At 63.9% G+C, this 25331-nt stretch carries 26 protein-coding genes and 1 tRNA gene; 12 read left to right on the top strand and 15 right to left on the bottom strand.

The genetic code is table 11. The annotated features are described in order from the left end of the window. Positions 1-2: 2 nt before the first annotated feature. The 6 genes from ABJO18_RS11965 to ABJO18_RS11940 all read right to left on the bottom strand — a co-directional run bounded on the left by ABJO18_RS11965 (position 3) and on the right by ABJO18_RS11940 (position 5482). Positions 3-863 carry an MBL fold metallo-hydrolase gene (locus ABJO18_RS11965; RefSeq protein ID WP_348506746.1) on the bottom strand — a complete coding sequence of 287 codons (861 nt, stop codon included), beginning with the start codon at positions 861-863 and terminating at the stop codon, positions 3-5. Further along, entirely contained in the window at positions 860-1642 is a 783-nt protein-coding gene (locus ABJO18_RS11960) for a TatD family hydrolase (RefSeq protein WP_348506744.1), read from the bottom strand. Before ABJO18_RS11960 ends, ABJO18_RS11965 begins: the two co-directional genes overlap by 4 nt. An 8-nt stretch (positions 1643-1650) precedes the next feature. Further along, positions 1651-2694 (bottom strand): DNA polymerase III subunit delta', encoded by a 1044-nt coding sequence (locus ABJO18_RS11955; protein WP_348506742.1) that lies wholly within the window; start codon positions 2692-2694, stop codon positions 1651-1653. Beyond that, positions 2691-3323 carry a dTMP kinase gene (gene tmk / locus ABJO18_RS11950; RefSeq protein ID WP_348506740.1) on the bottom strand — a complete coding sequence of 211 codons (633 nt, stop codon included), beginning with the start codon at positions 3321-3323 and terminating at the stop codon, positions 2691-2693. Before tmk ends, ABJO18_RS11955 begins: the two co-directional genes overlap by 4 nt. Before the next feature lie 5 nt (positions 3324-3328). Further along, complete coding sequence (locus ABJO18_RS11945; RefSeq protein ID WP_348506738.1) at positions 3329-4474, bottom strand: D-alanyl-D-alanine carboxypeptidase family protein; 1146 nt, start codon at positions 4472-4474, stop codon at positions 3329-3331. Between the two features lie 99 nt (positions 4475-4573). After that, positions 4574-5482 (bottom strand): septal ring lytic transglycosylase RlpA family protein, encoded by a 909-nt coding sequence (locus ABJO18_RS11940; protein ID WP_348506736.1) that lies wholly within the window; start codon positions 5480-5482, stop codon positions 4574-4576. Positions 5483-5651: 169 nt separating this feature from the next. Here ABJO18_RS11940 and ABJO18_RS11935 point away from each other — a divergent pair. Beyond that, positions 5652-5739, top strand: a tRNA-Ser gene (locus tag ABJO18_RS11935). A gap of 382 nt (positions 5740-6121) precedes the next feature. Here ABJO18_RS11935 and ABJO18_RS11930 read toward each other — a convergent pair. The 3 genes from ABJO18_RS11930 to ABJO18_RS11920 form a co-directional block, all read right to left on the bottom strand. Further along, a complete protein-coding gene (locus ABJO18_RS11930; RefSeq protein WP_348506734.1) occupies positions 6122-7189 on the bottom strand; it encodes an alkene reductase in 1068 nt (355 codons plus the stop codon). Positions 7190-7303: 114 nt separating this feature from the next. Further along, positions 7304-7711, bottom strand: a complete 408-nt coding sequence (locus ABJO18_RS11925) for a helix-turn-helix domain-containing protein (protein ID WP_348506732.1) — start codon at positions 7709-7711, stop codon at positions 7304-7306. A 611-nt stretch (positions 7712-8322) separates the two neighbouring features. Then, the gene (locus ABJO18_RS11920; protein ID WP_348506730.1) at positions 8323-9561 is read right to left on the bottom strand and encodes a winged helix-turn-helix domain-containing protein; all 1239 of its coding nucleotides are present in this window, start codon (positions 9559-9561) and stop codon (positions 8323-8325) included. A 113-nt stretch (positions 9562-9674) separates the two neighbouring features. On the opposite strand from ABJO18_RS11920, the gene ABJO18_RS11915 reads away from it, so the two are divergent. From ABJO18_RS11915 to ABJO18_RS11905, 3 genes are all read left to right on the top strand, one after another. Next, positions 9675-11051 carry a hypothetical protein gene (locus tag ABJO18_RS11915; protein ID WP_348506729.1) on the top strand — a complete coding sequence of 459 codons (1377 nt, stop codon included), beginning with the start codon at positions 9675-9677 and terminating at the stop codon, positions 11049-11051. Further along, a complete protein-coding gene (locus tag ABJO18_RS11910) occupies positions 11048-12484 on the top strand; it encodes a serine hydrolase domain-containing protein (protein ID WP_348506727.1) in 1437 nt (478 codons plus the stop codon). Before ABJO18_RS11915 ends, ABJO18_RS11910 begins: the two co-directional genes overlap by 4 nt. A gap of 93 nt (positions 12485-12577) precedes the next feature. After that, complete coding sequence (locus ABJO18_RS11905; RefSeq protein WP_348506725.1) at positions 12578-12973, top strand: VOC family protein; 396 nt, start codon at positions 12578-12580, stop codon at positions 12971-12973. Here the strand turns inward: ABJO18_RS11905 and ABJO18_RS11900 are convergent. Further along, complete coding sequence (locus tag ABJO18_RS11900; RefSeq protein WP_348506724.1) at positions 12925-13608, bottom strand: helix-turn-helix domain-containing protein; 684 nt, start codon at positions 13606-13608, stop codon at positions 12925-12927. The two genes, ABJO18_RS11905 and ABJO18_RS11900, sit on opposite strands and share 49 nt — an antisense overlap. Before the next feature lie 190 nt (positions 13609-13798). Between ABJO18_RS11900 and ABJO18_RS11895 the strand changes: the two genes are divergently transcribed. From ABJO18_RS11895 to ABJO18_RS11885, 3 genes are all read left to right on the top strand, one after another. After that, a complete protein-coding gene (locus ABJO18_RS11895; RefSeq protein WP_348506722.1) occupies positions 13799-14905 on the top strand; it encodes a pentapeptide repeat-containing protein in 1107 nt (368 codons plus the stop codon). A gap of 75 nt (positions 14906-14980) precedes the next feature. Further along, positions 14981-15109: an entericidin A/B family lipoprotein gene (locus ABJO18_RS11890; protein WP_348506720.1), complete on the top strand. Its 129-nt coding sequence runs from the start codon at positions 14981-14983 to the stop codon at positions 15107-15109. A gap of 113 nt (positions 15110-15222) precedes the next feature. Then, complete coding sequence (locus ABJO18_RS11885) at positions 15223-15351, top strand: entericidin A/B family lipoprotein (RefSeq protein WP_271186615.1); 129 nt, start codon at positions 15223-15225, stop codon at positions 15349-15351. A gap of 9 nt (positions 15352-15360) precedes the next feature. On the opposite strand, the gene ABJO18_RS11880 is transcribed toward ABJO18_RS11885, so the two are convergent. The 4 genes from ABJO18_RS11880 to ABJO18_RS11865 are packed head-to-tail and all read right to left on the bottom strand — an operon-like array spanning position 15361 to position 19245. Beyond that, complete coding sequence (locus ABJO18_RS11880; protein ID WP_348506718.1) at positions 15361-15741, bottom strand: GFA family protein; 381 nt, start codon at positions 15739-15741, stop codon at positions 15361-15363. 2 nt (positions 15742-15743) lie between these two features. After that, positions 15744-17234: a RimK family protein gene (locus tag ABJO18_RS11875; RefSeq protein ID WP_348506716.1), complete on the bottom strand. Its 1491-nt coding sequence runs from the start codon at positions 17232-17234 to the stop codon at positions 15744-15746. Further along, on the bottom strand, positions 17231-17713 hold the full coding sequence (locus tag ABJO18_RS11870) for a GNAT family N-acetyltransferase (RefSeq protein WP_348506714.1): 483 nt from the start codon (positions 17711-17713) through the stop codon (positions 17231-17233). Before ABJO18_RS11870 ends, ABJO18_RS11875 begins: the two co-directional genes overlap by 4 nt. Next, positions 17701-19245 carry a GNAT family N-acetyltransferase gene (locus ABJO18_RS11865; RefSeq protein ID WP_348506712.1) on the bottom strand — a complete coding sequence of 515 codons (1545 nt, stop codon included), beginning with the start codon at positions 19243-19245 and terminating at the stop codon, positions 17701-17703. Before ABJO18_RS11865 ends, ABJO18_RS11870 begins: the two co-directional genes overlap by 13 nt. Before the next feature lie 178 nt (positions 19246-19423). Here ABJO18_RS11865 and msrP point away from each other — a divergent pair, with 178 nt between their 5' ends. Both msrP and ABJO18_RS11855 read left to right on the top strand, forming a co-directional pair. Then, complete coding sequence (gene msrP / locus ABJO18_RS11860) at positions 19424-20437, top strand: protein-methionine-sulfoxide reductase catalytic subunit MsrP (RefSeq protein ID WP_348506710.1); 1014 nt, start codon at positions 19424-19426, stop codon at positions 20435-20437. A 3-nt stretch (positions 20438-20440) separates the two neighbouring features. Further along, the gene (locus ABJO18_RS11855) at positions 20441-21115 is read left to right on the top strand and encodes a protein-methionine-sulfoxide reductase heme-binding subunit MsrQ (protein ID WP_348506708.1); all 675 of its coding nucleotides are present in this window, start codon (positions 20441-20443) and stop codon (positions 21113-21115) included. Here ABJO18_RS11855 and ABJO18_RS11850 read toward each other — a convergent pair. Further along, positions 21058-21540 (bottom strand): hypothetical protein, encoded by a 483-nt coding sequence (locus tag ABJO18_RS11850; protein WP_348506707.1) that lies wholly within the window; start codon positions 21538-21540, stop codon positions 21058-21060. The genes ABJO18_RS11855 and ABJO18_RS11850 overlap by 58 nt on opposite strands. 119 nt (positions 21541-21659) lie before the next feature. Between ABJO18_RS11850 and ABJO18_RS11845 the strand changes: the two genes are divergently transcribed. The 3 genes from ABJO18_RS11845 to ABJO18_RS11835 all read left to right on the top strand — a co-directional run bounded on the left by ABJO18_RS11845 (position 21660) and on the right by ABJO18_RS11835 (position 25214). Further along, on the top strand, positions 21660-22793 hold the full coding sequence (locus ABJO18_RS11845) for a M14-type cytosolic carboxypeptidase (protein WP_348506705.1): 1134 nt from the start codon (positions 21660-21662) through the stop codon (positions 22791-22793). After that, the gene (locus tag ABJO18_RS11840) at positions 22790-23245 is read left to right on the top strand and encodes a YaiI/YqxD family protein (protein WP_271186606.1); all 456 of its coding nucleotides are present in this window, start codon (positions 22790-22792) and stop codon (positions 23243-23245) included. Before ABJO18_RS11845 ends, ABJO18_RS11840 begins: the two co-directional genes overlap by 4 nt. 73 nt (positions 23246-23318) lie before the next feature. Further along, positions 23319-25214: a M2 family metallopeptidase gene (locus ABJO18_RS11835; RefSeq protein ID WP_348506702.1), complete on the top strand. Its 1896-nt coding sequence runs from the start codon at positions 23319-23321 to the stop codon at positions 25212-25214. The last annotated feature ends 117 nt before the right edge of the window (positions 25215-25331 follow it).

Here is a 25331-nt window from a genome sequence, read left to right as displayed (position 1 = left end):
CCCTATTCCGGCAGGTCGTCGAACCGCACGCGCTCGCCATCCCAGATCAGCCGCATCCCGTCATAGCCGGGCCAGACATGCTCGGGCAGCGTGTCGACCAGAACGTCGTAATCCAGCGTGATGTGCATATTCGTCAGCACGCCGAAGCGGGCGCCAACCCGCTCCAGCGCGGCCAGGGCATCGTCGACGGTGAAATGGGTGGGATGCGGTTCGCGGCGCAGGGCATCGACAATCCAGCAGCCCACACCGTCCAGCAGCGGTACGCTCGCCTCCGGCAGGGCGTTGATGTCCGGCGAATAGGCGATGTCGCCGATCCGGAAGCCGAGCGAGCGGATCGATCCGTGCTCCTGGTCGACCGGAATGAGCGAAACCTCACCGCCCGGCCCGTTAATCGTCACCGGCTCGCCGAAATGCGGCATGTCGCGGCGATCGAGAATGGCCGGATAGCTGGAGCCCGGCGGTGTGTCGAATGTGTAGCCGAAACGCGACACCAATGTTGCTGCTGTGGGGCTGTCCATCCACACAGGGATGCGCTGACGTTGCAGGTATGCAAAGGCCCGCAGGTCGTCGATGCCGTGGGTCTGGTCGGCATGGTCATGGGTAAGGACGACACCATCGATCCGCGTCACCCGGGCCGACAACATCTGCTCGCGGAAGTCCGGCGAGGTGTCGATGACGACCCGCGTCACCGCCTCCCCGCCGTCCAGGTCGGCACGGGTGTGCGCCCGCTCCACCAGGGCAGAACAGCGGCGGCGGCGGTTGCGGGGATTGTTCGGATTGCAGTCGCCCCAGTCACCGTTTGCACGCGGCACACCGCCCGAGGATCCCGTGCCCAGCAGGGTTATCCGGACCAGGCCCGTCACGGTTTCACGATCCGGTCGAACAGGTTGAGCGCGGCTTGTGTAGTCCGGGTCGCGCACTCCTCGATCGTCCAGCCCTTCACCGTGGCAAGTCCGGCCGCAACATCGGGCAGGAAGGCCGGTTCGCAGCGCTTGCCGCGATGCGGCACGGGGGCGAGATAGGGGCAGTCGGTTTCCAGGATCACCCGGTCATCCGGCACCTCGTCGCGGAACACGGCCCGCACATCTTCGGCCTTCTTGAAGGTGACAATCCCGGACGCCGAAAAATACGCGCCCAGACGGGCGGCCCGGCGGGCCAGATCGGCACCGCCGGTATAACAGTGCAGCAAGGGCCGGAAGGCCCCCTTCCCCATTTCCTCTTCCAGAAGGTCCGCCATCGCCTCATCCGCTTCGCGGGTATGCAGCACGAGCGGCAGATCCGTCTGGCGCGCCGCCTCGATATGCGCTTTCAGGCTGGCGAACTGGTCCTCACGCGGGGAATAGCCGTAGTGGAAGTCCAGCCCCGTCTCGCCGATGCCGACGACCTTGGGATGGCGGGCGATCTCGATCAGTTCGCCGGCGGTGATGTCCGGCCGGTCCTTGGCGTGGTGCGGATGGGCGCCGATCGTACAGTAGATGTCGTCATGGGCCTCGGCGATGGCGGAGACGGCTTCGAAATCGCTCAGGCGGCAGCAGATCGCGATCATGCGCTCAACGCCCGCCGCACGGGCCCGTTCAATGACGGCGTCCAGATCGTCGGCAAATTGCTCGCCGTGAAGATTGACGTGTGTGTCGATGAACATGGCAGGTCTCAGGCGGTTTCCTTGCGCGCGGCATCCCGGGCGAGCGAGAGGGCTGCAAGCGCGCTCTGTTTCGGGTCGAGATAAAGTGCCTCGGCATCGCGGACAAGCGAACCAAGCTCCCGCCAGGCAGCAAGCCAGGCCGTCACATCCTCGCCATTGGCGGCGCGGCGGCGCGCCTGATTGCGCAGGGCGCCGGCAAGCGCCTCGTAGAACAGGCCGCGCAGATCCTCGCCGGCCTTGGTGGAAATCCGGTCGGCCAGACGGCGCATCTCCGGCTCACCCGCGGACCGCCCTTTCTCGACGATGGCTTCGACATCGCGGGCCAGACCGACGCCGCCAGAGACATGCAGGGACAGCGCCCGGCCCGGTGCGCCCGCAGCCAGCCTGGACGCAGCCAGCGCATCGCCGGCACCGGCATCGCTGATTCCGGCAAGCCACCCGGCTGTCGCCTCAACGGATGGCGCGCGCAGATCGAGACGGCGGCAGCGTGAACGGATCGTCGCCGGAAGGCGGCCCGGTGTATGGGTCACCAGAAACAGGACACCGCGTTTGGGTGGCTCCTCAAGAGTTTTCAACAAGGCGTTGGCGGCATTGGTATTCATCTCGTCGGCGCTATCGACGATACAGACACGCCAACCACCCTTGGCACCGGAACTCATCTCGAAAAAATGCGGCGCCCGGCGCGCCTCTTCCACGGTGATCTCGGCACGCCAGCGCTTGCGCTTCTCGTCCCATGGACGCCGCAGCAGCAGGAGGTCCGGATTGGCCTGGGCTTCCAGCAGCTTGCAGACAGGGTCCTGCGGGCTGGAACCGAGCGGGCCGCCCTCGTCCATCGGCGCGGCCCCGAGAACCCGGCGTGCGGCCCGCCAGGCGAAGCTGGCCTTGCCGACGCCGCGCGGTCCGGTGATCATCCAGGCGTGATGCAGGCGCCCGCTCTGCCAGGCTTTTGCAAAAGCCTGTTCTGCGGCCTCGTGGCCGAACAGGTCATAGCGCTCGCGCGGCGGCAGACAGCCCGGCTGGACGTCGGACCCGATGTCGGGATCCGTACTCATGCCGGGGCGCCGAGCCGCGTCTCGATGGCCTGAAGGGCCGCCGCGGCAACGGCATCCGCATCGGACCCCGCATCCAGCACAACGCAGCGCTCAGGCTCGCGCGCAGCGATATCCAGAAAGGCCTGGCGCAGGCGCGCATGAAAGTCCGCGTCGAAACGCTCAAAGCGTGTCGCATCCTCGCCGCGCGCGACCGTCCGCTCCAGCCCGGTCCGCGGGTCGAGATCGAGCACCAGGGTCAGATCCGGCCGGAAATCGCCCAATGCGGCGCCATGAAGCTGACGGATACGGTCGAGCGGAACGCCACCTGCCGTGCCCTGATAGGCCATGGTGGAATCGGCAAAGCGGTCGGAAATCACCCAGGCACCCCGGGCCAGCGCGGGCTCGATCAACCGTTCGACATGATCCACACGGGCGGCATACATCAACAGCGCTTCGGTGACCGGGGACCAGCGATCCGTCGCGCCCTTGAGCAGGATGTCGCGCAAGACTTCGGCGCCGGGCGTGCCGCCGGGCTCCCGGGTGACGACCACATCCAGGCCTTTTGCCGCAAGAGCGGCCTGCAAGGCCTTGATCAGCGTCGTCTTGCCGGCGCCCTCGCCGCCTTCAAGTGTGATGAACTTGCCCCGCACGCCAATCAGCCCCGGATCATGTGGACAAGTGCAGCCCCGATACGGCCCATCAGCCCCTTGCGGGGAACGTCATTCGCTGCGACCAGCGGGAAATCCTGCGGCTCCATGCCGGGCGCTTCGACGGTCAGCGTGGCGATGACATCGCCTTCCACGATCGGCGCGGAAACGGGGCCGTCATAGTTCACCGAAACCGTCATGTCGCGGCGGGCCCGGCGATGCAGGCCGACGGCAATGTCCTCATCGACACGAAGCGCGACGGTGGACGCCGTGCCCATGAAGACCTCGGCTTCATGCTCGACGGTGTCACCGGCCGCGAAAAGATCGTAGACGCCGTAATCGGTCAGCGCCGCGCGCATCATGCGTTCGGCCTCGGCGGCGCGGGCCGCATTCGAGTCCATGCCGTTGAACACGATAATACGGCGTTCGCCATCGCGTTCGGCAGACCCGACGAGGCCATAGCCGCTGTCTTCCGTATGGCCGGTCTTCAGACCGTCAGCACCCGAAAACACGCCCAGCAGCGGGTTGCGATTATACTGGCGGATGCCGTTATAGGTGAATTCCCGTTCGGCCCAGATGCCATAGAAATCCGGGTGATCGCGGATCAGGATTTGGGCAATGCGGGCAAGGTCTTCCGCGCTGACCATGTGGCCGGGATCAGGCCAGCCGGTCGCATTGGCAAAATGCGCGTTCTCCAGGCCCAGTTCACGGGCACGCTGGGTCATCATGTCGGCAAAGGCCGCCTCGCTGCCGCCGATCGCCTCGGCCAGAACGATGCAGGCATCATTGCCGGACTGGATGATGACACCGCGCAGCAGGTCCTCGACCCGCGCCCGGCTGTTCACGTCCAGGAACATGGTCGACGACCCCGAAGCCGCGCCGCCGCGGCGCCAGGCCTCTTCGGAGACGGGCAATTCGTCATCCAGCGACAGCGAGCCCGACTCGATAGCCTCGAGCGTCATCAGCACCGTCATCATCTTGGACATTGAGGCCGGCGGCATGGGCTCGTCGCCATTTTTCGAGAACAGGATCGTGCCGGTCTCGAAATCCATGATCACCGCATGGCTGGCATCGGTCTCATAGGTGTTCTGGGCGACGGCCGGTGCGGCTGCAACCGGAATGGCGAGAAGAAGAATCGCAAGAAGACTGCGCACGGAGGAACTCCCTGGCCGGAATCAGATGGGGCGGCTTGGCAACAGGAAGCATCAAAGCGCGGCAAGACCATGGCGTCCAGCGTCACGGACGCAGCAGGCTCAGTCGAGGGCGACGATCCGGGCGCCGAAAACGCCCCAGTCGGCCAGGCTGGCCCGTGCCGCATCGGCGCCGCTGCGATCGGCCCAGCGTCCGAAGAAGACCCGGTATATCGGGCCATGGTCGGACTGGCCGGGCTCGACCCACACCTCGCCCGCTCCGGCGACACGCCGGACCAGCCGGTCGGCATTGTCCGCATCGCTGAAAGCCCCGAGCTGCAGCGTCACATCCCGTCCCGCGCGGACCGGGATGTTCTCGACGGCAGCTACGGTCTGCGCTGTGGCCGGGCTGGATGGTTGCATGGCGGGCGCGGCGGCCGGCGGCGCGCCGGCGACCCGGACATTGCGCTGAGGCGGCGGCGCGTCGGGATGGGCCGGGCCGAGATAGCGGACCCGTACGCGGGCAAGGCCCGAGCCGACATAGTCGAGCTCGGTTGCCGCGGCCCGTGACAGGTCGATAATCCGGTCGTCCACGAAGGGGCCGCGATCATTGACGCGAACGATAATGCTGCGCCCGTTCTCCAGATTGGTGACTTCCGCGATCGAGGGAATCGGCAGGGTCGTGTGCGCGGCCGTCATCGCGTACTGGTCGAAGACTTCGCCATTAGCCGTTGGCCTTCCATGGAAATTTGGACCGTACCAGGACGCAATGCCGGTGCGGTCATAGCGATCGTCGCGCTGCGGTCTATAGGTCCGGCTTCCCACGCGATAGGGGTTGCCGACCTTCTGGTGACCGCTGTCTGTCGCAATCAGTCCTGCCACATCGATATCGACCGGCGTCGCTGTCCCGCTCGTCTGTGGCGGTGTAGACGGTACCGAAGCCGGATAGCTGGAATAGCGTTCGGGCGAGGATGCACACGCTGCGAGCGACGCAGCGGCGAGGCCAACAAGAGCGAGAGACAGTCTGGACAAGGCTGAACCGGATTTCCGCTGACGAAGTTCCTGCGAGATTATCCCGGATTGGTGAAGGGAGGGTAACCCTGTTTCATGTCGCGACTGTCTTGGGCAGGCTCCTCGGCTGCCATGCGTTCTGCATCCGCACTTGCACTGCAGAACGCATCGCCGTTATCTGCACGGGACCGGAGGGGTGGCAGAGTGGTCGATTGCGGCGGTCTTGAAAACCGTTGAACCGCGAGGTTCCGGGGGTTCGAATCCCTCCCCCTCCGCCATACCCACCCAGGGTCCCTCTATGACCCGATATCGCCGCCGATCACCGCACACCACCATGCGGTATAGCGAACCGCCGTTTCCACGCTATTGTCCGATACTTCCGTGCCCAGACCGACAGCGCGGTAGCTTTCGACCAGATCAAGACCTCCCTTTACGTCCGAGCGAACGACCTCTTCTGATGAAACCGGCCGTCCGCGCCTTGCCGTCCTCCCGGTCGGTTGACGCCAAATATGAGCCAACAGCTTAGCCTTTCCCCAGAGCGGAAATGTTCTGGGCAGAACGTGACAGCGGGACAAGACTTGTAAAAATCTCGATCCGGCCGCTCGCTTTATCCTTTTGCAACGGGGCGGCTGGATCGAGAAGGCTGCCTGGGCAGAAGCCTCAGCCGAGAAGCGGGTAGTCCGTGTAACCCTGCTCGCCACCCACATAGTATGTGGCGGTGTCGGAAGGAGCCAAGGCGGCGTCGCGACGGAAGCGTTCGGGGAGATCAGGGTTGCTGATGAAGAGCGTTCCGAACGTCACCGCATCGGCCAGACCGGTGGCTATCGCCCGTTCGGCAGTGTCGCGATCATATCCAACGTTCACGATGAACTTACCGGTAAACCGCTTTCTTGCTTCGGGTGCCAGCAGCTTGAGACCGTCCGGAAGCTGGGCCGGCTCCATGAAGTGGAGCATCCCTACCTTCCTCGCCTCAAGGGCTTCGACGGCAAACATGTACGTGCCTTCCAGGTCGCTATCGCCCATGTCGTTATAGGGGATGCGGGGCGAAAGCCGGACGGACACGCGGGATGGCCCAAAGACCCGGATGGCGGAATCGGTCGCTTCGAGCAGGAAGCGGGCGCGGTTCTCGATCGGCCCACCATAGGCGTCGGTTCGTTTGTTGGGCCCGTCTTCAAGGAACTGAGCCGGCAGATAGCCATTGGCACCATGCACCTCCACACCGTCAAAACCCGCAGCCTTTGCTGCGCGTGCGGCCGTCTCATAGTCCAGGATCGTGCTTTGGATCTCCTCCAAAGTCATCGCCCGGGGAGTGACGGCAGGCTTCGGTCCTTCGGGCGTGAAGACCTGGCTGTCAAAGGGTACCGCCGATGGCGCGACGGGCAGGGCACCGCCGTGAAAGTCCGGATGTGACGCCCGGCCCGTATGCCAGAGTTGCGCGAAGATGAGGCCGCCGGCCTCGTGCACGGCATGGGTGACCTTTCGCCATCCTTTAATCTGGTCTTCGGTGTGGATCCCGGGCGAATTCGTCCAGCCGATCGCTTGCTCGCTGATCTGCGTGCCTTCTGTGATGATCAGGCCAGCCGTGGCGCGTTGGGCGTAGTAGTGTGCGGTCAGTTCATTCGCGACGCGGTCGGGCGACCTGCCTCGCGACATGGGAGCCATGAAGACGCGGTTCTTGAATTCGAACGCGTCGGTTTTCAGCGGGGACAGTAGTTTCAGGTCGGTCATTTGACACTCCAGTTAATCTGGACGTCTAGGTATAACTTGTAGACCAAGTGTCAATTAGGAACCATAAGGTGACTTGGTAGGGCTGAGGTAACCTGACATCCGACCCGCCGGGTCCTAGTCCGTACGATTCCCCACCTGGACGCCGCCGAAAGCGTCGTCCGATTGTCGATCATCGAAGGCCTCGCGTGCCGCATCGACCTCCGCGAGATTGTCCAGCGTCCACTGGTGCAATGCGCCCAGCGGCTTTTGTAGGCTGCGTCCCAGCGGAGTGATCTCGTACTCGACGGCCACCGGTGAGAGGGAGACGACGCGACGGTTGACCAACCCGTTGCGTTCAAGCCGGCGGAGACATTGTGTCAACGCCTTCTGGCTAACGCCCTCCAATCGCCTGCGAATTACGTTGAACCGATGCGGCCGAGCGGACAGGATCGCCAATACCATTGCCGACCATTTGTCGGCGATCTGATCGAAAACGCCCCGGCTGCGGCAGTCCGACGAGAAGCAGATCGATTCCAGTTCCATGGAGGCGTACACCTAACGTTTCATCCAAAATCAGTATTTAACGCGCCCTAGTATACATTGTAAACTTTTGTATCTCGGAGCTCCGCTCGTATCTGGAACGTCGAGTTCCTGCCGAGATCAGCACTTGTACTCTCATACCGACGGACTCCCCGCTGATGCCTAACGCGTTAAGCTGCCTGCTCCGGTGGAGGGAGCGTCAGCTCTCGCCGGAAGCCGCCCTTCAACGGGCGAGACCGGAATGACGGCTTGGTCCCAGTTATTGCCGTTTGATTAAGCGGTCGCGCAGGTTTGCCAGACCGGCAGATCCAAGGAGCAAGTGCATGGCGGTAATCCGCCGACGAAACGGAAATACCCCGTCAAACGCCCGAAATGGGCGCCGTTAGCCACCCAAATGCCGCAGAAACCCGCCGATAACCGCACAACACGAAGTATCTTCATGATCGTCAAAGGGTTATGACAATGTCGTAGTGCTCATCTTTATCGGGCGCGGCCCGCCATTGTCTCGATCTCACGGCGATTTGCTTCGCAGATGCCTCCGATGGGGCGGCGCGCCGCCGCGCTTGCGAACCCAGTGATCGATATCAGTTCGTCGAGCACCGCCACCAGGCTCACTACCCTTCCTGACCCGCATCCAGCGCTGCAATGTCACGTGCCACGCCCGGCATGTGGGGCTCGATCGATCGCAGGGTTTCCAGGGCCGCCTCCCGCTGACCCGATGCGAGTTGCGCCCGTGCAAGACTATAGCGGAATTCGGCAAGTTCCGGTGCCGCGGCAATGGCGGTCTCGGCGTCCTGCAAGGCCGTAGCCGCCAGCTGGGCATTGGCCCCATGCCTGAGCACCAGATCGGCCCGCAGGCGTGCGCGTAGCGACAGGATGAAGGCCTGGCTCTCGTCCGGTTCGACGGCGGACAGCAAGGCGATCGCCTGCTCAAGATTGGTTCGTGTGGGCGCTTCGCTAAGTTCAAGCGCTGAGAAATAGGCGCGCGCAGCCGGGTCGTTCTGAAGGTCCGCACGCCGCAGGCGACGATCGCTCTCCAGGGCAGCCTGAACATCCAGGGCGAAGTGATCCAGTACTCGCCCCATCGACGCGTCAGCCAGCCCGTAGCGCGCCGTATGGAGTATCCGGGCGTCACGAACTGAAACCAGCCGGAGATCGACAGATCCGGCATCTCCGCCCTCACCGCCGGTAACCCGCATATCAACGAGATAGTCCGCACCGGCTTGCCGGGCCTGATCCGCGACACTGCCCTGGGCTTCTGAAAGCGCGATCAGGCCATGAACCCGCTGCAGGCGCGACAGGCGGGACGTCAGGTCGCGGTTGATCTCATTCCGCCGGATGCGTTGTTCGGGCGTTGAGCGCGCAAAGGATCCGGTGTCGAGCACGATGACGCGAGCATCACGTTCCGATGCGCTGCTGGCCTTGTTCCAGATTCCGGTCGCGAGCCCGGCGCATATCAGCAGCATACCGGCCAGGCCTGCGGCGATCCGCAGGACGAGCCTGGAGTTCGCCGGCGCCGGCATGGCCGTCGCGGGCTGCGAGGCGACAGCGAGCCTGTAACCTCTGGCATGAACGGGCCGGATGAGGTCGTCCGGTGCGCCGGTCTCCTTGAGCGCGCTGCGGACAAGGCGGGCACGCTGCTTGAGTGTCTCGCGAGTGACAGAATGCCCCCAGACAGCCGCTTCGATCTCCGAAAAGGCAACCGGTTCCGGGCTTCGCTCGCTGAGAAGTGCCAGCAGTTTGAACGAGAGATCCGGCAAGCTGACGGCTTTGCCGCCCCACTCCGCAGTCATCGCGACCGGATCAAGCCGCAACACGGGGATGCCTGTGCCATGGGTGTCAGCCCCTACCATTTTTCACCCTTTTTCACCCGTATTTGCTGTCGCGTCGCGGCATCTCGTGAAAGCGCTCGTCCGGACCGGCGATAGAGTCGGATTGCTCGAGAGAATAGGCAGGGAAGCACCTCATGGATACTCGAATACTTCACAACGCAGTGATCGCCGGCGGGCTGGTTTGTGCGCTCAATGCCGCGGCATCGGGGGATGAAGGATGCACCGCTTCGACAGGCATGATGGAGCCGCAATACTTTGCGACCCTGCCCTTCCGCGAAACTCCGTTCGCCCCGCAGCGCGGCATTCATCCCATGACGGCCGAAATGGCGGCCAACCGCAATCATTACCGGTTCGACTATGACGGGTGCGGCCGCGTGACCTGGATCCGGTTCCGCCTCGGCGAGACGGTTCGCGGCCTCAATGATACGGCGAACTACTATCACCACGCGCCACAGGTCGAGGTTCAATACCGGGACGGTCAGGAAATCAGGCGCTTCTTCGATCGTCATGGCAACGGCATCCGCAGCGACGGCGATGTCTTCACGGAAGTCTACACACTCGACGAGCACGGTTATCCGGAACGGCTCGATTTCTTCGACGAGGATGGCCAGCCTGCAGCCAACAGCTGGGGCGTGGTCCGCTATGAATGGCTGCGCCGCGAGGACGGCGTTGTCGTGGAAACGCGTCATGCGGCGGACGGCAGCCTTCTGCCGCTGCGCCCGGGCCTGCCATTCTACACCGTCCATTTCCACTATGGCGCGGATGGCTGGCTTGCCGTCATGCGAAACGTCGACGCCGAGGGTAATCCGGTCGTGAATGAACTGAATGCCGCCCAGGACAGGCTGGAATACACCGCCGCCGGCGATCTTCTGTCCTGGAATGTGCTGGATGCCGAGGGTCGGCCCGCCGAGGGTAATGGCCCCGCCGTCGCCCATGGCATCATCGAGCGGGACGCATACGGCTATGAAAGCGTTGAACGATATGCCGACGCGTCGGGTGCCGCGATGCACAGCGCCTATGGTTTTGGGTATACACGCGCCAGCTATGACCGTTTCGGAAACCGCATCGAACGGGCCAATTACACCCTCGACGGTGCTCATTTGCAGGCGCGCGCTGACGGCTATGCCGGATATCGCATGGAGTTCGATCCCACGGGACTAATGCGAACAAGCCTGGAGCTGTTCGACGAAACCGGAGCGCCGGTCGCGCGTGCCGATCAGGGCTGGGCGCGCACGGAGTTCGATCATGACGCAGACGGGAATGTCATCGAGATCCGCTATCTCGACACGGATGGCGCTGTCATTGCCCGGCACGACACCGGCTATGCCCGGGTGCTTCAGACCTATGACGGCCGCGGCCGCCTGATCGCGCGCGAGTATGTCGATGCGGCTGGAAATCCGGTTGAGGATCGGCAGACCGGTGTCGCTCGCATCGCCTACATCTATGGCGAGTTCGGGTTCGCTGACGCTGTCCAGCGTTTCGACCTCAATGGCGAGGTGCTGGCGCCATGACGCGGCGAGGCTTGAACTCCTCCCGCCTGGCGATATCCGCTGTTTCGCTTGCTCTCGGCGCGACCGGCATAGCGGTCTGCCAATCGAACCCGGATACTCCGGATGTGGCCGAAATCGCGCTGGAGACGCTTCAGGAGATGACCGGCGTGCCCGGAATGGCGCTGGCGGTTGTCGCCGCAGATGGACGCGAACTCCATGCCGAAGCCGGGATCGTCGACCTGCAATCTGGCACTGCTGTGGAGCCGCGGACGCGTTTCAGAATCGGCAGTATTTCAAAGCCGGTCACAGCGGTGCTTGTCGGCCGGGAAATCGATGCCGGCCGCCTGCAACTCGACCAGCCGATCGAGCTCTACCTCCCGGACCTGCCGGCGTCCCTGCGCCAGCTGACGCTAAGGCAATTGCTCGCCCACACGTCGGGCCTGCCGCACTACGGCGTGGAACGCGCGACGCTCGGCCAGGAACACTATGACCGGTCACGCGATGCATTTTCCCTGTTCCAGGACAGGGCCGGCAATAGCGAGCCCGGCGCGGAGTACATCTACTCGAGCTATGGCTACACGGTGATTGCAGCCGTTCTGGAAACCGTGACGAACACGCCCTTTCCTGAACAGATGGCCGCAGGCTTCCCGCGCGATGACGGTCCGCGAGCGGATTGGGGCACGTATCGCCTGACAGGCAATCTGTTTGAGTTCTCGCAGGGCCGCCCGCAAGCGGTTCCGCCCCATGACTACAGCTATACCTGGTCGGGCGGCGGTTTGACCGCGAGTGCGCTGGGGCTCGCCCGGTTCGGACAGAACTTTGCTGCGGGGCACCTGGTTTCAGCGTCGACTCTGACAGAGATGACAACGCCTGGCCGAGTGGCCGATGGAAGCCTGATCGAGACCTCGGGCTCCCGGATCGGTTTGGGCTGGCGCCTTTCCGAGTCCCCTTGGGGAGAACGGGTTTGGCATCACTCCGGCCTTTCTCCGGGGGGACGCTCTGCGCTGGTTGTCTTTCCCGATAGCGGGCAAGCCGTCGCGCTTCTGACCAATTCTGCCTGGACGTCGGCGATCGAAGCCACAGCGATGACGCTTGCTCGGGCCAGCGACAGTATCCCGGCACTCGAACCCTTCGCGGACTGCAGCTTGTTCGAGGGTGAGGTCACGATCGGCTTCGAAGAAGAGACGGCAAGCGCGCGATCGCGTGCCATGCAGTCCGGAGAGATATGCCGTGTCACACTCGCTGTCAGAGGCAGGCTGCAAACCTGGTTCAATGGCTTTGACCAGTCCGACACCGATCACATGGTTCTGCTCGTGCGTGGTCAGATCGGCGACGAGATCGAGGCGATGCTGGTTACACCTGTCGGTGTTTTTCCTGTCGCAGGAATGCTTGATGGTGTGCTTGAAGCCGCAATCGGCTCGCGGGAAATCGTGATCCATATCCGGCAGGAGTGATACCTGCGCCGAACCCTTGTCGCGATCCTTCAAGACAGACCGGCGTGGCATGCGCTAGACGCCCGGATCGATTTTGCAACACCGGAGCCTCGCATGATCTTTCGCTACACCATTCTCTATGTCGACAACGTCGCCGCATCGATGACCTTCTACGAAGCCGCTTTCGGACTGGAGCGGAATTTCCTGCATGAGGGCGGGGATTATGGCGAGCTGAAAACCGGCGAGACGCGCCTGGCCTTTTCCTCGACGGCCCTGATGCGGCAGCTCGGCAAGTCGCCGAAAAAGCCGGACGCCGATGCGCCGGTCTTCGAACTGGCCTTCGAGACGGACGATGTGGCGGCCGCCCTCGTCTGCGCCGTCAAGGCCGGCGCCACGCTGAAGCAGGACGCGCGCGAGGAGCCCTGGGGCCAGATCACGTCCTATGTCAGCGATCCGGACGGCTATCTGGTGGAGATCTGTTCTCCGGTCCAGTTGCCCAGCGCCGGCTGAGATATCAACGCAAGACGGCGCGGATCCCGGCGCAGGCTGGCCGGCGTCGCGCCGAACCAGCGCAGGCATTCGCGCGTCATGTGGGCCTGGTCGGCATAGCCGCTTTCACCGGCAATGTCGGCGAGCGTGCATGCAGACGCCAGGCGTTGGGCCGCGCTGCGCGCCCGCGCCAGCAGGCGCCAATAGTCCGGCGCAGGCAGATCGAATTCGCGAAACCGCCGCTGCAGGGTGCGTTGCGATACGCCGGCCGCTGCGGCCACGGATCGAAGGCTGGCACCCGGCCGGGTCAGCGCCCTGATCGCATCGCCGAGATCTTCGGGATCGCGCCGGGCTTCGGCGAGGATGTTCACCGCCTCCCCGGGCTGTCTTGCGATGGCATCCAGGACACCCGGGTCGAGTTGCGAACCGGGACGAAGCCGGAAGCCCGTGATGCGTGTTCCCGCTGTCAGGCGAGCCTGGCGCGGCACGAGGTCGTGATCGGTCAGAATGATGCGCGGCGGCCCGCCCTGCGTCTCGATCACGAGGACGTCGCGGCAACCATCGGGATAGACAGGCGCGTCATCGTCGCCAGCCGCGGTGAACGCCCATTTTTCATATCCGTGCGAAGCCATCATCCGGCGGGGAGTAGCAAGCATTGCACAGACTGCCTAGACCATAAGCGCGTCCGCGTCGGCGCGCTTTGCCGCCTGGTGTTCGTGTTCGTCCGGCCCACGCTCGCCGTAATAAATTATGCCGCAATATCAGCAGGAAACAGCCCGAACTTGACCCGGTTTTAAGCTTGGCCGCGGATGTCTGGCAGCTGCACAAGCGCGGGACTGACGGGATATGGGGCTTACCTCCAACGAGGAGCTGATCGCAGCGCACGAGGATTTCGCGCAGGGCGTGCCGGGCGGATGCCGCACCGTCTTCCGCTTCGACGCGCTTTGTGACCTGCGCCTGCTTCGCCGCAAACTGGAGGGAATCCAGTTTATTGGCTGTGACCTCTCGGGCGGCCGCTTTGCCGAAAGCGACCTGCGCTTTGCGTCGTTCTACTGCTCACGGCTTGAGCAATGCGACTTCCGGGGCAGCGACCTGACCCGTGCCGACCTCCGGGGCGTATCCCTGCGGGGAACGCGCCTCAACGGCGCTCGGCTCGACGAAGCCGATTTCCGGAGCGCGGAGTTGGCCCGGATTGACGAAGAAGAGCGTTTCGTTCGCCATATCGTCCACAGTGACCGCCAGACGCATGACGGAGCGGACGGCCTGGTCGCCAGCGTGGATTTTTCACACTGCTCGCTGAAAGGCGCCCGTCTCAATGGTGCGCGGCTTCAGGGGGCTGACTTTTCGGACGCGATCCTGTCGGAAGCCGATCTCAGTGGTGCCAACCTTCTCGGTGCCCGTTTCGACGGTGCCATCATGACTGGCGTAGCCCTTGCGAACACCCGGCTGGACGCCAACGCGCTGTCAGGCGCGTTGCAGGATCCGACATCGAAGGCGCACGACGCGCGGCCCGGCCTGCAGGACCGTATCCGGGCCGGCAATCTGTGGACGCTGACACATGGGTGCGAGGGAGAAGTCCCCCGCTTTGACGGTGAAGACCTACGGGTTTGCGGCCGGGATTTTTCCGGAACCGCCCTTGCCGGCGCCTCCTTCCGGAACTGTTGCGCTGTCGGGGTGCCGTTCACCGGCGCCCGGCTGATCGGAGCGGTCTTTGACGGCGCTGACTTGCGCGATGCCGATTTTACTGGCGCCGACCTGCGCGGCGCGTCCTTCCGGAACTGCAAGCTCGCCCATGCGCGTTTTTCCGGCTGCGACCTTCGCAGCCTGGAAGGATCGGGCGGACGCCGCTTTGCTCCGCGTTTCGATGACAGCGCCCCGGAGCTTGCCTGGTTTTCCCGTTGCGAGACCGACGCACGCGTGCGCCAGCAGGGCCAGATTTTCATCGCGTCGTGAAACCGGGCCTATCCGGCTTCCCAAGCGGCCCGCACATGCTAATCTCCCGGGGTATTCCAAAGAGGAAATCGTCCCGTGAAAAAGCTTGCTACCGGCGTCCTGATCGCCCTGACTGCCCTTTCGCTTGCTGCCTGCAACACGATCCGCGGGATCGGGCAGGATGTCGAACGCGCCGGCGAGGCCGTCCAGGACGCCTCGAACTAGGCACGGCCGGCAGGCCGATACGGTTTTCGCACGGTTTTTGGGATGGGGTGTGGAACCCTTTCCTGCACTTATGCGTATCTCCTGCACATGTTCTGCAAATGGAGATTGTTGCGATGAAAAACCTTGTGATCGGCCTTCTTCTTGCCCTGACCACGCTTTCGCTGGCCGCCTGCAACACTGTTCGTGGTGCCGGACAGGATGTCGAGGACGCGGGTGAAGCCGTCCAGGACGCCGCGGACTAACAAGCAGCGCTAGTCCAGGAAGTCCCAGCTGTCAGCGCCGTCAAAGTGCCGGACCCGCAGATGCGAAATCTGGTCAGGGTCCAGCATGGCGGCGTTGACGGCCATACGCGTCTCTTCCGGCTTCTGGCCGCCGGAACCCGCGGACAGGTTTTCCCAATGCGTCGTGCAGCCGCAATGCCGGCATGACACGAAGGCGAGCATTGCCTCGCCGTGCGTGTAGCGGATCCTGTCGGCGGGATTTCCATGCACGCTGATCTCGGCCAGGCTCGCATGCGCCCAGAGCGCACCGCTTCGCCGGCAATAGGAGCAGTTGCAGCGGGTCAGCCATTGTGGCTCGGCGTTCAGCGTCCAGCCCACGCGCCCGCAATGACAGTGACCTTCGTAAGGCACGGCTAGGCCCCCGGGTCCCGTGCGGCCTGGCCCGGTGCACCGCCGATACGGCGCTCCAGCCGGTCTGCGAACCAGCTGATGATGGACTGCCAGAGCGCGTCCTTCAGCACCAGGCCTTCCACCTCCCCGTCGAGATTGGGATTGTCATTGACCTCGATGACAAAGACGCCGCGGTCATTCTGCTTGAGGTCGATGCCGTAAAGCCCCTGCCCGATCATGCGCGCAGCCTTCACCGCGACCTCGATGACCTCGGCCGGGGCCTCCTCCACGGCGACGGTTTCCGAACCTCCCTCGGTGACCTTGCCGCCCTCGCCATGCTTGATGATCTGCCAGTGGCCGCGCGCCATCTTGTACTTGCAGGCATAGAGGGGTTTGCCATCCAGTACGCCGACGCGCCAGTCATAGGCGGTGGGCATGTATTCCTGGGCGATGATCAGGGCCGTGTCCTTGAACAGCGCTTTTGCGCGCTCCTTGAGCTCGGCTTCACTCGAAACCTTGTGGACAGAGCGGCTGAAGGAGCCATCCGGCGCCTTGAGCACGACCGGGCTGCCCAGCCGCTCGATCAGCCCGTCCAGGGATTGGTTTTCGTCCAGCACTTCGGTGCGCGGACACGGCACACCGCCAAGCTCCATCAGCTCCTTCAGGAAGACCTTGTTGGTGCAGCGGATCATTGAGGCCGTGTCATCGATGACCGGCATGCCTTCCTGCTCTGCACGCCGTGCGAACCGGTAGGTGTAATTGTCGATCGCCGTCGTCGCCCGGATAAACAGCGCGTCGTATTCGGCCAGGCTGGACAGGTCGTTGGGACCGATGGGGGCAACTTCAACGCCCATTTTCGCAGCAACCGCCGCGAGGCGTTTCAGCGAGGCCGGGCTTGAGGGCGGCAGAGCTTCCTTTGGGTCGGCCAGTACTGCCAGGGACCAGCGCGCCGGCACCCGGTCCTTCTGGGCCGTCCAGGCCCGGCCCGTATGGGCATCCAGGCTCTCGAGGAAAAAGTCCCGCGCCTCGCCTTTCAGCGTGTTGGGCGGGACCGGACGGATACGTTCGATCCGGCCGCCCGGATTGAGGCTCACCTCAAGCACGGGAACCCGGAACCAGTCGAACAGCAGGCGCCCGAACCGTTTCAGTCCCGGTTCACGCACACGTCCGAAAGCCACAAGGAGCGAACCGGCCGGGATATCCCGCCCTTCGGTCTCCCGCGCCAGGGCCGCATCGAGTTCCGGCAATGCCTGGGCGTAGAGCGTCTTGCGCGACAGCTCGACCATCGACTGGGCCGTCGGCACGATCCGGTGCCCGCGCGCCTCGGCCAGCAGCGACGCGTAGTAGCCGTTGGACTGATAGGCATAGGAGCGGGCGAGGTTGATGATGTTGGGACGGCGCGACATGAAGAGCCGCGGGTTCGCCAGATAGTCCCGCACACGCAGAACCTTGTGCGGCGTTTCGTGCTGCGCCACGTCGGTGGCGTGTTCGACGAGAATGAGCCAGTCGCTCACGAGATCGGTGTCTCCCGGGTCCGTGCCGGCTCCAGAGGTTCAAGGAGCGCTTCGAGTTGCAGGGCCGCTTCGCCGTCCTCGTAATAGGCCGGACGCCGCTCACGCAAGCAAAATCCTTCGCGTTCATAGAGCCGGCGTGCAGCCGGATTGCTCTCCCTGACCTCAAGGCGCAGCGCGCGCAGTCCTTCACACAGAGCCAGCTTGCGCGCGGCGGCGATCAGGGCGCTCGCCGCCCCTCGTCCGCGCGCGTCGGGATGGACCGCCAGCGAATAAATCCGCCCGGTGCGGCCGCCGCGCCGCAGGCTCAGCGCCAGGTAGCCGGCGCCTTCGTCCGCCAGGAAAAAACGGGTCCGGCCACCCTTCAGCATCCGGGCGAGGTTGCGACGCGGAAAGCGGTCACGGTCGAAGCTGGCGGCTTCGATCGCGTCGATTGCCGGGAGATCGCCCGGACCGGCTTCGCGGACGGCTACCGCTTCCATCGAATGGCGTAGAGGTCGAAGCGGCGATCGCGCAGATTGCGGACGGTGCCTTCCTGGCGCGCCCAGTCGAGATCGGTCAGATCGAGATCGGCAATCGACACCGTCTCGACATTTTCCGAACATTCCTCGGCGATCCCGTCGCGGGCAAAGTTGAAGTCGCACGGCGTCAGGATGCAGGATTTGGCGTACTGGATGTCCATGTTTTCCACACCCGGCAGATTTCCCACATTGCCGGACATTACGACATAGCACTGGTTCTCGATGGCCCGGGCCTGGGAGCAGTAACGCACCCGCATATAGCCCTGCCGGTTATCGGTGCAGAACGGTACGAAGAAGAGTTTCGCGCCTTCATCCGCCAGCTTGCGGGCGAGCTCGGGGAATTCGCTGTCATAGCAGATCAGGATGCCCACCGGGCCGCAATCGGTCTGGATCGTGCCGATCTGGTCGCCACCCTTGATATTCCACCAGTGACGTTCGGACGGTGTCGGGTGGATCTTCTCCTGGGCGTGAACGGAACCGTCGCGCAGGAAGACATAGGCGACATTCTGGATGTCGCCGTCATCTGTACGTGTCGGGTGCGAGCCGCCGATGATGTTGATGTTGTAGCTGATCGCCATCTGCCGCATTTCCTCGACAAAGCGCGGCGTGTACTCGGTGAGCCGTTCGATCGACTGGGCATGCGTCAGACGCGTCTCCTCCAGCGCGAGGAGCTGGAGGGTGAAAAGCTCGGGGAAGACAACGAAGTCGGAGCGATAATCCGAGGTCACCGAGACGAAGTATTCGATATTGCCGATGAATTCCTCGAAGCTCGACACGCGCCGCTGCTGGAACTGGACCGTGGCGACGCGCACGACGTCCTTCGATCCCGGCGGCGCGCTGTCGCTCTTGGTCTGCTCGATCGCATAGGGATTGCGCCAGACCATGTGGGTGGCATAGCCGCCCGACTCCCGGTCCGACGGCAGATAGGCCTTGAGCACACCGATCGGCTCGAACCCCATGCGGGTCTGGAAACGGATCACCGGGTCGGCGACTTCCTGGGCCATCACGGCGGCGAGATAGGCCCGGGGCGTCGAATACTGTTTCCGGCGGCGTTTCCAGTGCGGCATCCGGCCGCCGAACACGATGCCCTTCAGCTCCATCCGCTCGGCCAGTTCGCGCCGGGCATCATAGAGGCGCTGGCCGATGCGCAGGCGGCGGCGGTCCGGATCGACACAGATTTCCATGCCATAGAGCCAGTCACCCTTGGGATTGTGCCGCGAGGCATAGCCATTGCCCGTGATCGCATCCCAGGTGTGCGGCGACAGCGCAGCGGCTTCGTCGATGATGAAACTGGCGGCATAGCCGACGACCTCGCCCTCATACTCGACGACGACCTGTCCTTCGGGAAAATTGATGAGCTGGCCCTGGATCTCGCTTTCCGAATAGGCCCCCATGACGGGATAGACCTTGCCGGAAAGGGCAACGATGCCGGGAATGTCCTGCAAGGTGGCATTGCGGACATTGAGGGCGGAGCGGGATGTGTGGCGGGGCATGGGACCGATCGATCTGCTGTCTCCTTCAACTGGTCTCAAGCCGGTGCCGGCGTCAAGCCATCCGGCATTCAGGCCGCACGACAGCCTGACATCCTCATCACGATCGCGTGGACCGGGAAGACGCGGCGCGTTTGCGCCCTATTATCAGGATCAACAACACCAGCTGTGGACCGAAGCCATGTTTTTCTATCGCAAACCCAAACCCTGGCAGGGGCGCGAAGCGGACGTGACGCCGCGTGCGCTCTACATCAACCGGCGGCAGATCATGGCGGCCGGTGGCGCCGCTGCGGTGACCGGCCTGGTCGGTTGCGGCGGGGCGGAGACCGAAGCCTCCACGAGCGCTGCGACCACGGCTTCCAGCACAGCCGCGGCCCGTCAGCCGGCACCGGTTTCAGGCGGGCTGCAATACGCCGAGACCGGCTACAGCGTTCCCGATCCGCTCACCCCCGTCGATGCCGTCACCGGCTACAATAATTTCTACGAGTTCGGCGTCGACAAGTCGGACCCTGCCCGCCACGCGCATGAAATGTCGGTCGATCCCTGGTCGATCGAGGTCGACGGGCATGCCGGACGAACGGGACGTTTCGCGCTGGAAGACGTCGTCGATTTCGGCGCTCTTGAGGAACGCATCTACCGGCTGCGCTGTGTCGAGGCCTGGTCGATGGTGATCCCGTGGATCGGCGTGCCGCTGGCCAGCGTGCTGCAGCAGTTCGAACCGACCGCGGACGCGCGCTATGTCGCCTTCGAAACCTATCTCGACCGGCGCGAGATGCGCGGTACGCGCTTCCCGGTGCTGGACTGGCCCTATGTCGAAGGCCTGCGCATGGATGAGGCGATGAACGAGCTCGCCTTCCTGGCGGTCGGCCTCTATGGCGATGTCCTGCCCAACCAGAATGGCGCTCCGGTGCGGCTCGTCGTGCCGTGGAAGTATGGCTACAAGTCGATCAAGTCGATCACCCGGATCAGCTTTGTCTCCCAGCAGCCCGAAACGGCCTGGAACAAGGCGGCGCCGAACGAGTATGGCTTCTATTCCAACGTCAATCCGAACCGCGCCCATCCGCGCTGGAGCCAGCAGACCGAACGCGTGATCGGCGGCAATCTGTTCAATCGCCGCGAGACGGAGATGTTCAACGGCTATTCCGAACAGGTCGCGCATCTCTATGCCGGCATGGATCTGATCGAGAACCACTGAAACATGGCCAAGAGCGCCGTTCTGCGCAGTTTCGGCCGTCACTGGCTGAAACCCCTCACCTTCTGGCTGCTGGCCCTGCCCGGGCTCTGGCTGGGCTGGCATTGGGCGATGCTGCTCAACGGCCAGCCGCACGCGCTGGGTTTCAATCCGATCGAGACGACGCACCGTTTCCTGGGCGATACGGCGCTGCGGATCCTCCTGATCTCGCTGGCCGTAACGCCGTTCCGGGATATCACGCGCTGGCTACCCGTCATGAAGGTGCGCCGGCGCATCGGGCTGGCGGCATTCTGGTATGCCCTGCTGCACGTTGCCGCCTATCTGGGGCTCGATCTCCTGATCGCGGCGAATATGAGCGTTTCCGGCATGTTTGCGGACCTGTGGGAGGATGTCGCCAAGCGGATCTACATCACGCTGGGCATGGCGGCCTTTGTCGGCCTCATCCCGCTGGCCGTCACCTCGTTCAACGCGATGGTGCGATGGCTGGGTGCCCGGCGCTGGCAGCAGCTGCACTGGGCGATCTATCCCATCGCGATCCTGGCCGTGCTGCATCACGGTTTCATGGAAAAGGGCAATCAGCCGATGCCCTGGATCCATGGCGGCATTCTGGCCCTGCTGCTGGGCTACCGGCTGGTGCGCAGTGCCCGCAACAGATCGCGGCCCAGCCCTGCGGCCTCGTGACGGTTGATCACCAGCAAGGCAAGACAGGACAGCCAGACCAGGCAGGCCGCCACGAACAAGCCGCCGCCATCATTGTTCGGGTCGATGCCCAACGGCGTGAACAGATGGAAATTCACCGCGCCGGTCATGATGGCGAGACCGAGAAGACTGCCCAGCGCCTGCAGGCGTTTCAGTCCCGGCAGGAAACCGGTCAGCAGGAGCGTCGAAGCGACGAGCTCGGCCGAGCCGATCACATACTGGCTGAACAGGCCGGTATGGCCGAACAGGCCCGCCGCGCCCCAGCTGGCCGCCCAATCGTCGAGCAGGCCGAATATCACCTGCGTCTCCGCGGCATCGGTGAATTTGTAGCGCAGCGAATCGAGAAAGATCGCGCAGACGAAAAGCGGCAGTCCGATCGTGACGATCCGCCAGATCCAGGTCTTCATTCAGGCCTCCAGGCTCCTGGCGAACCGGCACATGCCGCCGCCCCGTATCTCGGACGGGCATTATGGGCTATCTCCCTCACAAGCCAGTCACCCTTTCGCGAGCTGCCGGAGACGACCCCATGAGCCTTCACATCACCGACGCTTTCGACAGCGGCAATATCGAGGTTCTCGATGCCGCCGATCCGCAACGCATCCGCCTGGAAATCCGCAAGGATAACGGGTCTGATTTCTATCAATGGTTCCATTTCCGGGTGACCGGCGCGCGCGGCTCGGCGCTGTCCATGGCGATCGAGAATGCCGGCGGGGCCGCCTATCTGGAAGGCTGGCCGGACTATCGCGCCTGCGCATCCTATGACCGGGAGACCTGGTTCCGGATCGACACCGATTATGCCGACGGCGTCCTGACGCTGCGCCACACGCCGGAATGCGACACGGTCTGGTATGCCTATTTCGCGCCCTACTCGATGGAGCGCCACCAGAACCTGATTGCCTGGGCGCAGACCCATGTCGATGTCGATCTTGAAGTCCTCGGCGAGACCCTCGACGGTCAGGCGATAGACCTCCTGCGCGTCGGCACGCCGGGCAGCGGCAAGCGCACGATCTGGGTCACGGCCCGCCAGCACCCCGGCGAGACCATGGCGGAATGGTGGATGGAAGGGTTTATCGGCCGCCTGCTCGACGATGAGGATCCGGTCGCCCGTGTCCTGCGAGACCGCGCCGTTTTCCACATCGTTCCGAATATGAACCCGGATGGCAGTAAACGCGGGCACCTGCGCACCAATGCCAAAGGCGTCAATCTCAATCGCGAATGGGACAAGGCCAGCGTCGAGAACTCGCCCGAGGTCTTCCATGTGCTCAACCACATGCGCGAGACCGGGATCGACCTCGCCCTCGATGTCCATGGCGACGAGGCCCTGCCCTATAACTTCATCGCTGGCGGCGAAGGCGCGCCGAATTTCGACGCGAAGGGCCAGGAATTGCTGGACGCCTACAAGGCGGCGCTGAAGACGGCGAGCCCGGACTTCCAGACCGCACATGGCTATGCCGTCGACGCGCCGGGGACCGCAAACCTGTCCGTCTGCACCAATTATCTTGCCAACGAATTCCGTTGCCTGGCGATGACGCTGGAAATGCCCTTCAAGGACAATGCCGACCTGCCGGACAGCGAGCATGGCTGGTCGCCGGAGCGCTGCCGCAAGCTGGGCGCGGCCAATCTCGACGCCATGCTGGCCCTGGTGGATCGCCTGCGGTGACCATCTATGTCGATGCCGATGCCTGTCCGGTGAAGGACGAGATCATCCGGGTCGGTGAACGCCACCGCACCGAAATGCTGTTCGTGTGCGATGGCGGGCTGCGCCGGCCCAACTCCCAATGGGCGCGGCTGGTGATCGTCAATGAAGGCCTCGACGCCGCGGACAACTGGATCGCCGAACAGATCGGTCCGGGCGATGTCTTCGTGACGGCCGACATCCCCCTCGCCGACCGCTGCATCAAGGCGGGGGCCATTGGGATCGATCCGCGCGGCAAGCTCTGGACCGTGGACAATATCGGTGCCTCTTTGGCGACGCGGAACCTGATGAGCGATCTGCGCGAGGCGGGAACCGTGACCAGCGGCGCCCGTCCGTTCGGACCGAAGGACAGATCCGCCTTTCTCGACGGCATGGAGCGCGTCATGCGGCAGGCTGCCTCGGCGCGCGGCGCTTGACCCGCAAGCCGATAAGTCGAGGATGGGCGCGGGTAAGCAAATCGCCCGTTCCGGGCATGAAGGGGAGAGACCAATGAGAGCACTACTGGGCGGCGTCGCGATCGGCGCCATTCTGGCCGGCGCCGGCGTCTATTATTTCGCACCGGGCTTCGGCTCCGTGCCGGATGCCAGCGAACCGGCTGCAAGCGAGACAGGCAGCGCGGCCTCCGGCGCCGGGGGCGCTGAGACCGGCGATGTGACCGTCGCCGACGCCGAAGCCTTCCTGGCCGAGACCGAGGCTGAGATGCGCGAATTCGGCGAATTCGCTTCGCGCACGGCCTGGGTCCAGAACAACTTCATCACCTACGACACCAACTGGCTGCTCGAACGCATGTCGACGCAGGCCACGGAAATGTCCGTCGCGGCCGCCGGCGAGACGGCCCGCTATGCCGATCTCGATCTGCCCGAGACGATGGCGCGGAAAATGAACTTCCTGCGCGCCGGCATCACCCTGCCCGCCCCGGCCGACAGCGCAGCGGCAGCGCGCCTGTCCGAGCTGACGACGCGCATGGGCTCGTCCTACTCGTCCGGCCTGATGGAAATCGACGGCGAGATGGTCGACCACAACGAGCTGGAAAACATCATGCGGACCAGCCGCGACCCGGAATTCCTGGCACATGTCTGGGATGGCTGGCGCCGCGCCTACGATCCCGAACAGATGTCGACGGACTATGCCGAGATGGTCGAGATCGCCAATCAGGGCGCGCGCGACCTGGGCTTCGACAACCTCGCCCAGATGTGGCTGTCCAATTACGACATGCCGGCTGACGAGATGGAAGCGGAAGTCGAGCGCCTGTGGGGCCAGGTGGAGCCGCTTTACCAGCAGCTGCACTGCCATGTTCGCGCCAATCTGAACGAACTCTATGGCGACGAGATCCAGGCAGCCGAAGGCCCGATCCGGGCCGACCTTCTGGGCAATATGTGGGCCCAGTCCTGGGCGTCGCTCAGCGATGTGGCCTCGGTCAGCGAGAGCGGCCCGGCCTATAATCTCGACGACCTGCTCGTCGAGGCCGGCTATGACCAGCACCAGATGGTGGAAACGGCGGAAAGCTTCTTCACCTCGCTGGGCATGGAACCGCTGCCCGACACCTTCTGGGAACGCTCGCTGATCACCCAGCCGCGTGACCGCCAGGTGGCCTGCCACGCCTCGGCCTGGAACATGGATTACGAAGACGATCTGCGCATCAAGATGTGCACCCGCGTCAATGGCGACGACTTCGTCACCGTGCACCACGAGCTCGGCCACAATTTCTACCAGCGCGCCTACAACGAACAGGATGTCCTGTTCCAGACCGGCGCCCATGACGGTTTCCACGAAGCCATCGGTGATTTCATCGCACTGTCCGTGACGCCGGAATATCTGGTGCAGATCGGTCTGCTCGACGAGGCCGACATGCCGGACGAAAGTGCCGACCTGTCACTGCTGATGGATACGGCGCTCGACAAGATCGCCTTCCTGCCCTTCGCGGTGATGATGGATCAGTGGCGCTGGCAGGTCCTGCGCGGCGAGATCACGCCGGAAGAGTATAACGAGCAGTGGTGGGCGCTGCGCGAGAGCTATCAGGGCATTGTGCCGCCGACGGACCGGCCGGGCGACGCCTTCGATCCGGGCTCGAAATATCACATTGCGAACAATGTGCCGTATCTGCGGTATTTCCTGAGCTTCATCATGCAGTTCCAGTTCCACGAAGCGGCCTGCGAGATGGCCGGTTGGGAAGGCCCGCTGCACCGCTGCTCGATCTATGGAAACGAGGAAGTCGGCGCACGCTTCAATGCGATGATGGAAATGGGCGCGTCCCAGCCCTGGCCGGACGCACTGGAAGCCTTCACCGGCACCCGCGAGATGGATGGCTCGGCCATCATCTCCTACTTCCAGCCGCTCATGACCTATCTGGAAGAGGAAAATGCCGACCGCAATTGCGGCTGGTAGGCTCCGCTTCATTGCAAATCGGGAAAGGCGGTCCTTCGGGGCCGCCTTTTTCGTATCCGGAAGGCCGTTTCGCAGATCGGCAAATTGTCACAACTGACCATTCTGCAATTGCCGCGT

It is taken from the genome of Maricaulis sp. (assembly GCF_039978735.1).
Lineage (GTDB): Bacteria > Pseudomonadota > Alphaproteobacteria > Caulobacterales > Maricaulaceae > Maricaulis.
The sequence above is the reverse complement of the archived record's forward strand: the minus strand, read 5'-3'. Positions and strand labels throughout refer to the sequence as shown.

What these genes read in the sequence shown, in the direction of transcription:
- ABJO18_RS11960 (WP_348506744.1), bottom strand. Translation starts at nt 1,642, where the DNA reads ATGTTCATCGACACACACGTCAATCTTCACGGCGAGCAATTTGCCGAC.
- ABJO18_RS11955 (WP_348506742.1), bottom strand. Translation starts at nt 2,694, where the DNA reads ATGAGTACGGATCCCGACATCGGGTCCGACGTCCAGCCGGGCTGTCTG.
- ABJO18_RS11930 (WP_348506734.1), bottom strand. Translation starts at nt 7,189, where the DNA reads ATGACCGACCTGAAACTACTGTCCCCGCTGAAAACCGACGCGTTCGAA.
- ABJO18_RS11925 (WP_348506732.1), bottom strand. Translation starts at nt 7,711, where the DNA reads ATGGAACTGGAATCGATCTGCTTCTCGTCGGACTGCCGCAGCCGGGGC.
- ABJO18_RS11920 (WP_348506730.1), bottom strand. Translation starts at nt 9,561, where the DNA reads ATGGTAGGGGCTGACACCCATGGCACAGGCATCCCCGTGTTGCGGCTT.
- ABJO18_RS11915 (WP_348506729.1), top strand. Translation starts at nt 9,675, where the DNA reads ATGGATACTCGAATACTTCACAACGCAGTGATCGCCGGCGGGCTGGTT.
- ABJO18_RS11910 (WP_348506727.1), top strand. Translation starts at nt 11,048, where the DNA reads ATGACGCGGCGAGGCTTGAACTCCTCCCGCCTGGCGATATCCGCTGTT.
- ABJO18_RS11905 (WP_348506725.1), top strand. Translation starts at nt 12,578, where the DNA reads ATGATCTTTCGCTACACCATTCTCTATGTCGACAACGTCGCCGCATCG.
- ABJO18_RS11900 (WP_348506724.1), bottom strand. Translation starts at nt 13,608, where the DNA reads ATGCTTGCTACTCCCCGCCGGATGATGGCTTCGCACGGATATGAAAAA.
- ABJO18_RS11895 (WP_348506722.1), top strand. Translation starts at nt 13,799, where the DNA reads ATGGGGCTTACCTCCAACGAGGAGCTGATCGCAGCGCACGAGGATTTC.
- ABJO18_RS11885 (WP_271186615.1), top strand. Translation starts at nt 15,223, where the DNA reads ATGAAAAACCTTGTGATCGGCCTTCTTCTTGCCCTGACCACGCTTTCG.
- ABJO18_RS11870 (WP_348506714.1), bottom strand. Translation starts at nt 17,713, where the DNA reads ATGGAAGCGGTAGCCGTCCGCGAAGCCGGTCCGGGCGATCTCCCGGCA.
- ABJO18_RS11865 (WP_348506712.1), bottom strand. Translation starts at nt 19,245, where the DNA reads ATGCCCCGCCACACATCCCGCTCCGCCCTCAATGTCCGCAATGCCACC.
- msrP (WP_348506710.1), top strand. Translation starts at nt 19,424, where the DNA reads ATGTTTTTCTATCGCAAACCCAAACCCTGGCAGGGGCGCGAAGCGGAC.
- ABJO18_RS11855 (WP_348506708.1), top strand. Translation starts at nt 20,441, where the DNA reads ATGGCCAAGAGCGCCGTTCTGCGCAGTTTCGGCCGTCACTGGCTGAAA.
- ABJO18_RS11850 (WP_348506707.1), bottom strand. Translation starts at nt 21,540, where the DNA reads ATGAAGACCTGGATCTGGCGGATCGTCACGATCGGACTGCCGCTTTTC.
- ABJO18_RS11845 (WP_348506705.1), top strand. Translation starts at nt 21,660, where the DNA reads ATGAGCCTTCACATCACCGACGCTTTCGACAGCGGCAATATCGAGGTT.
- ABJO18_RS11835 (WP_348506702.1), top strand. Translation starts at nt 23,319, where the DNA reads ATGAGAGCACTACTGGGCGGCGTCGCGATCGGCGCCATTCTGGCCGGC.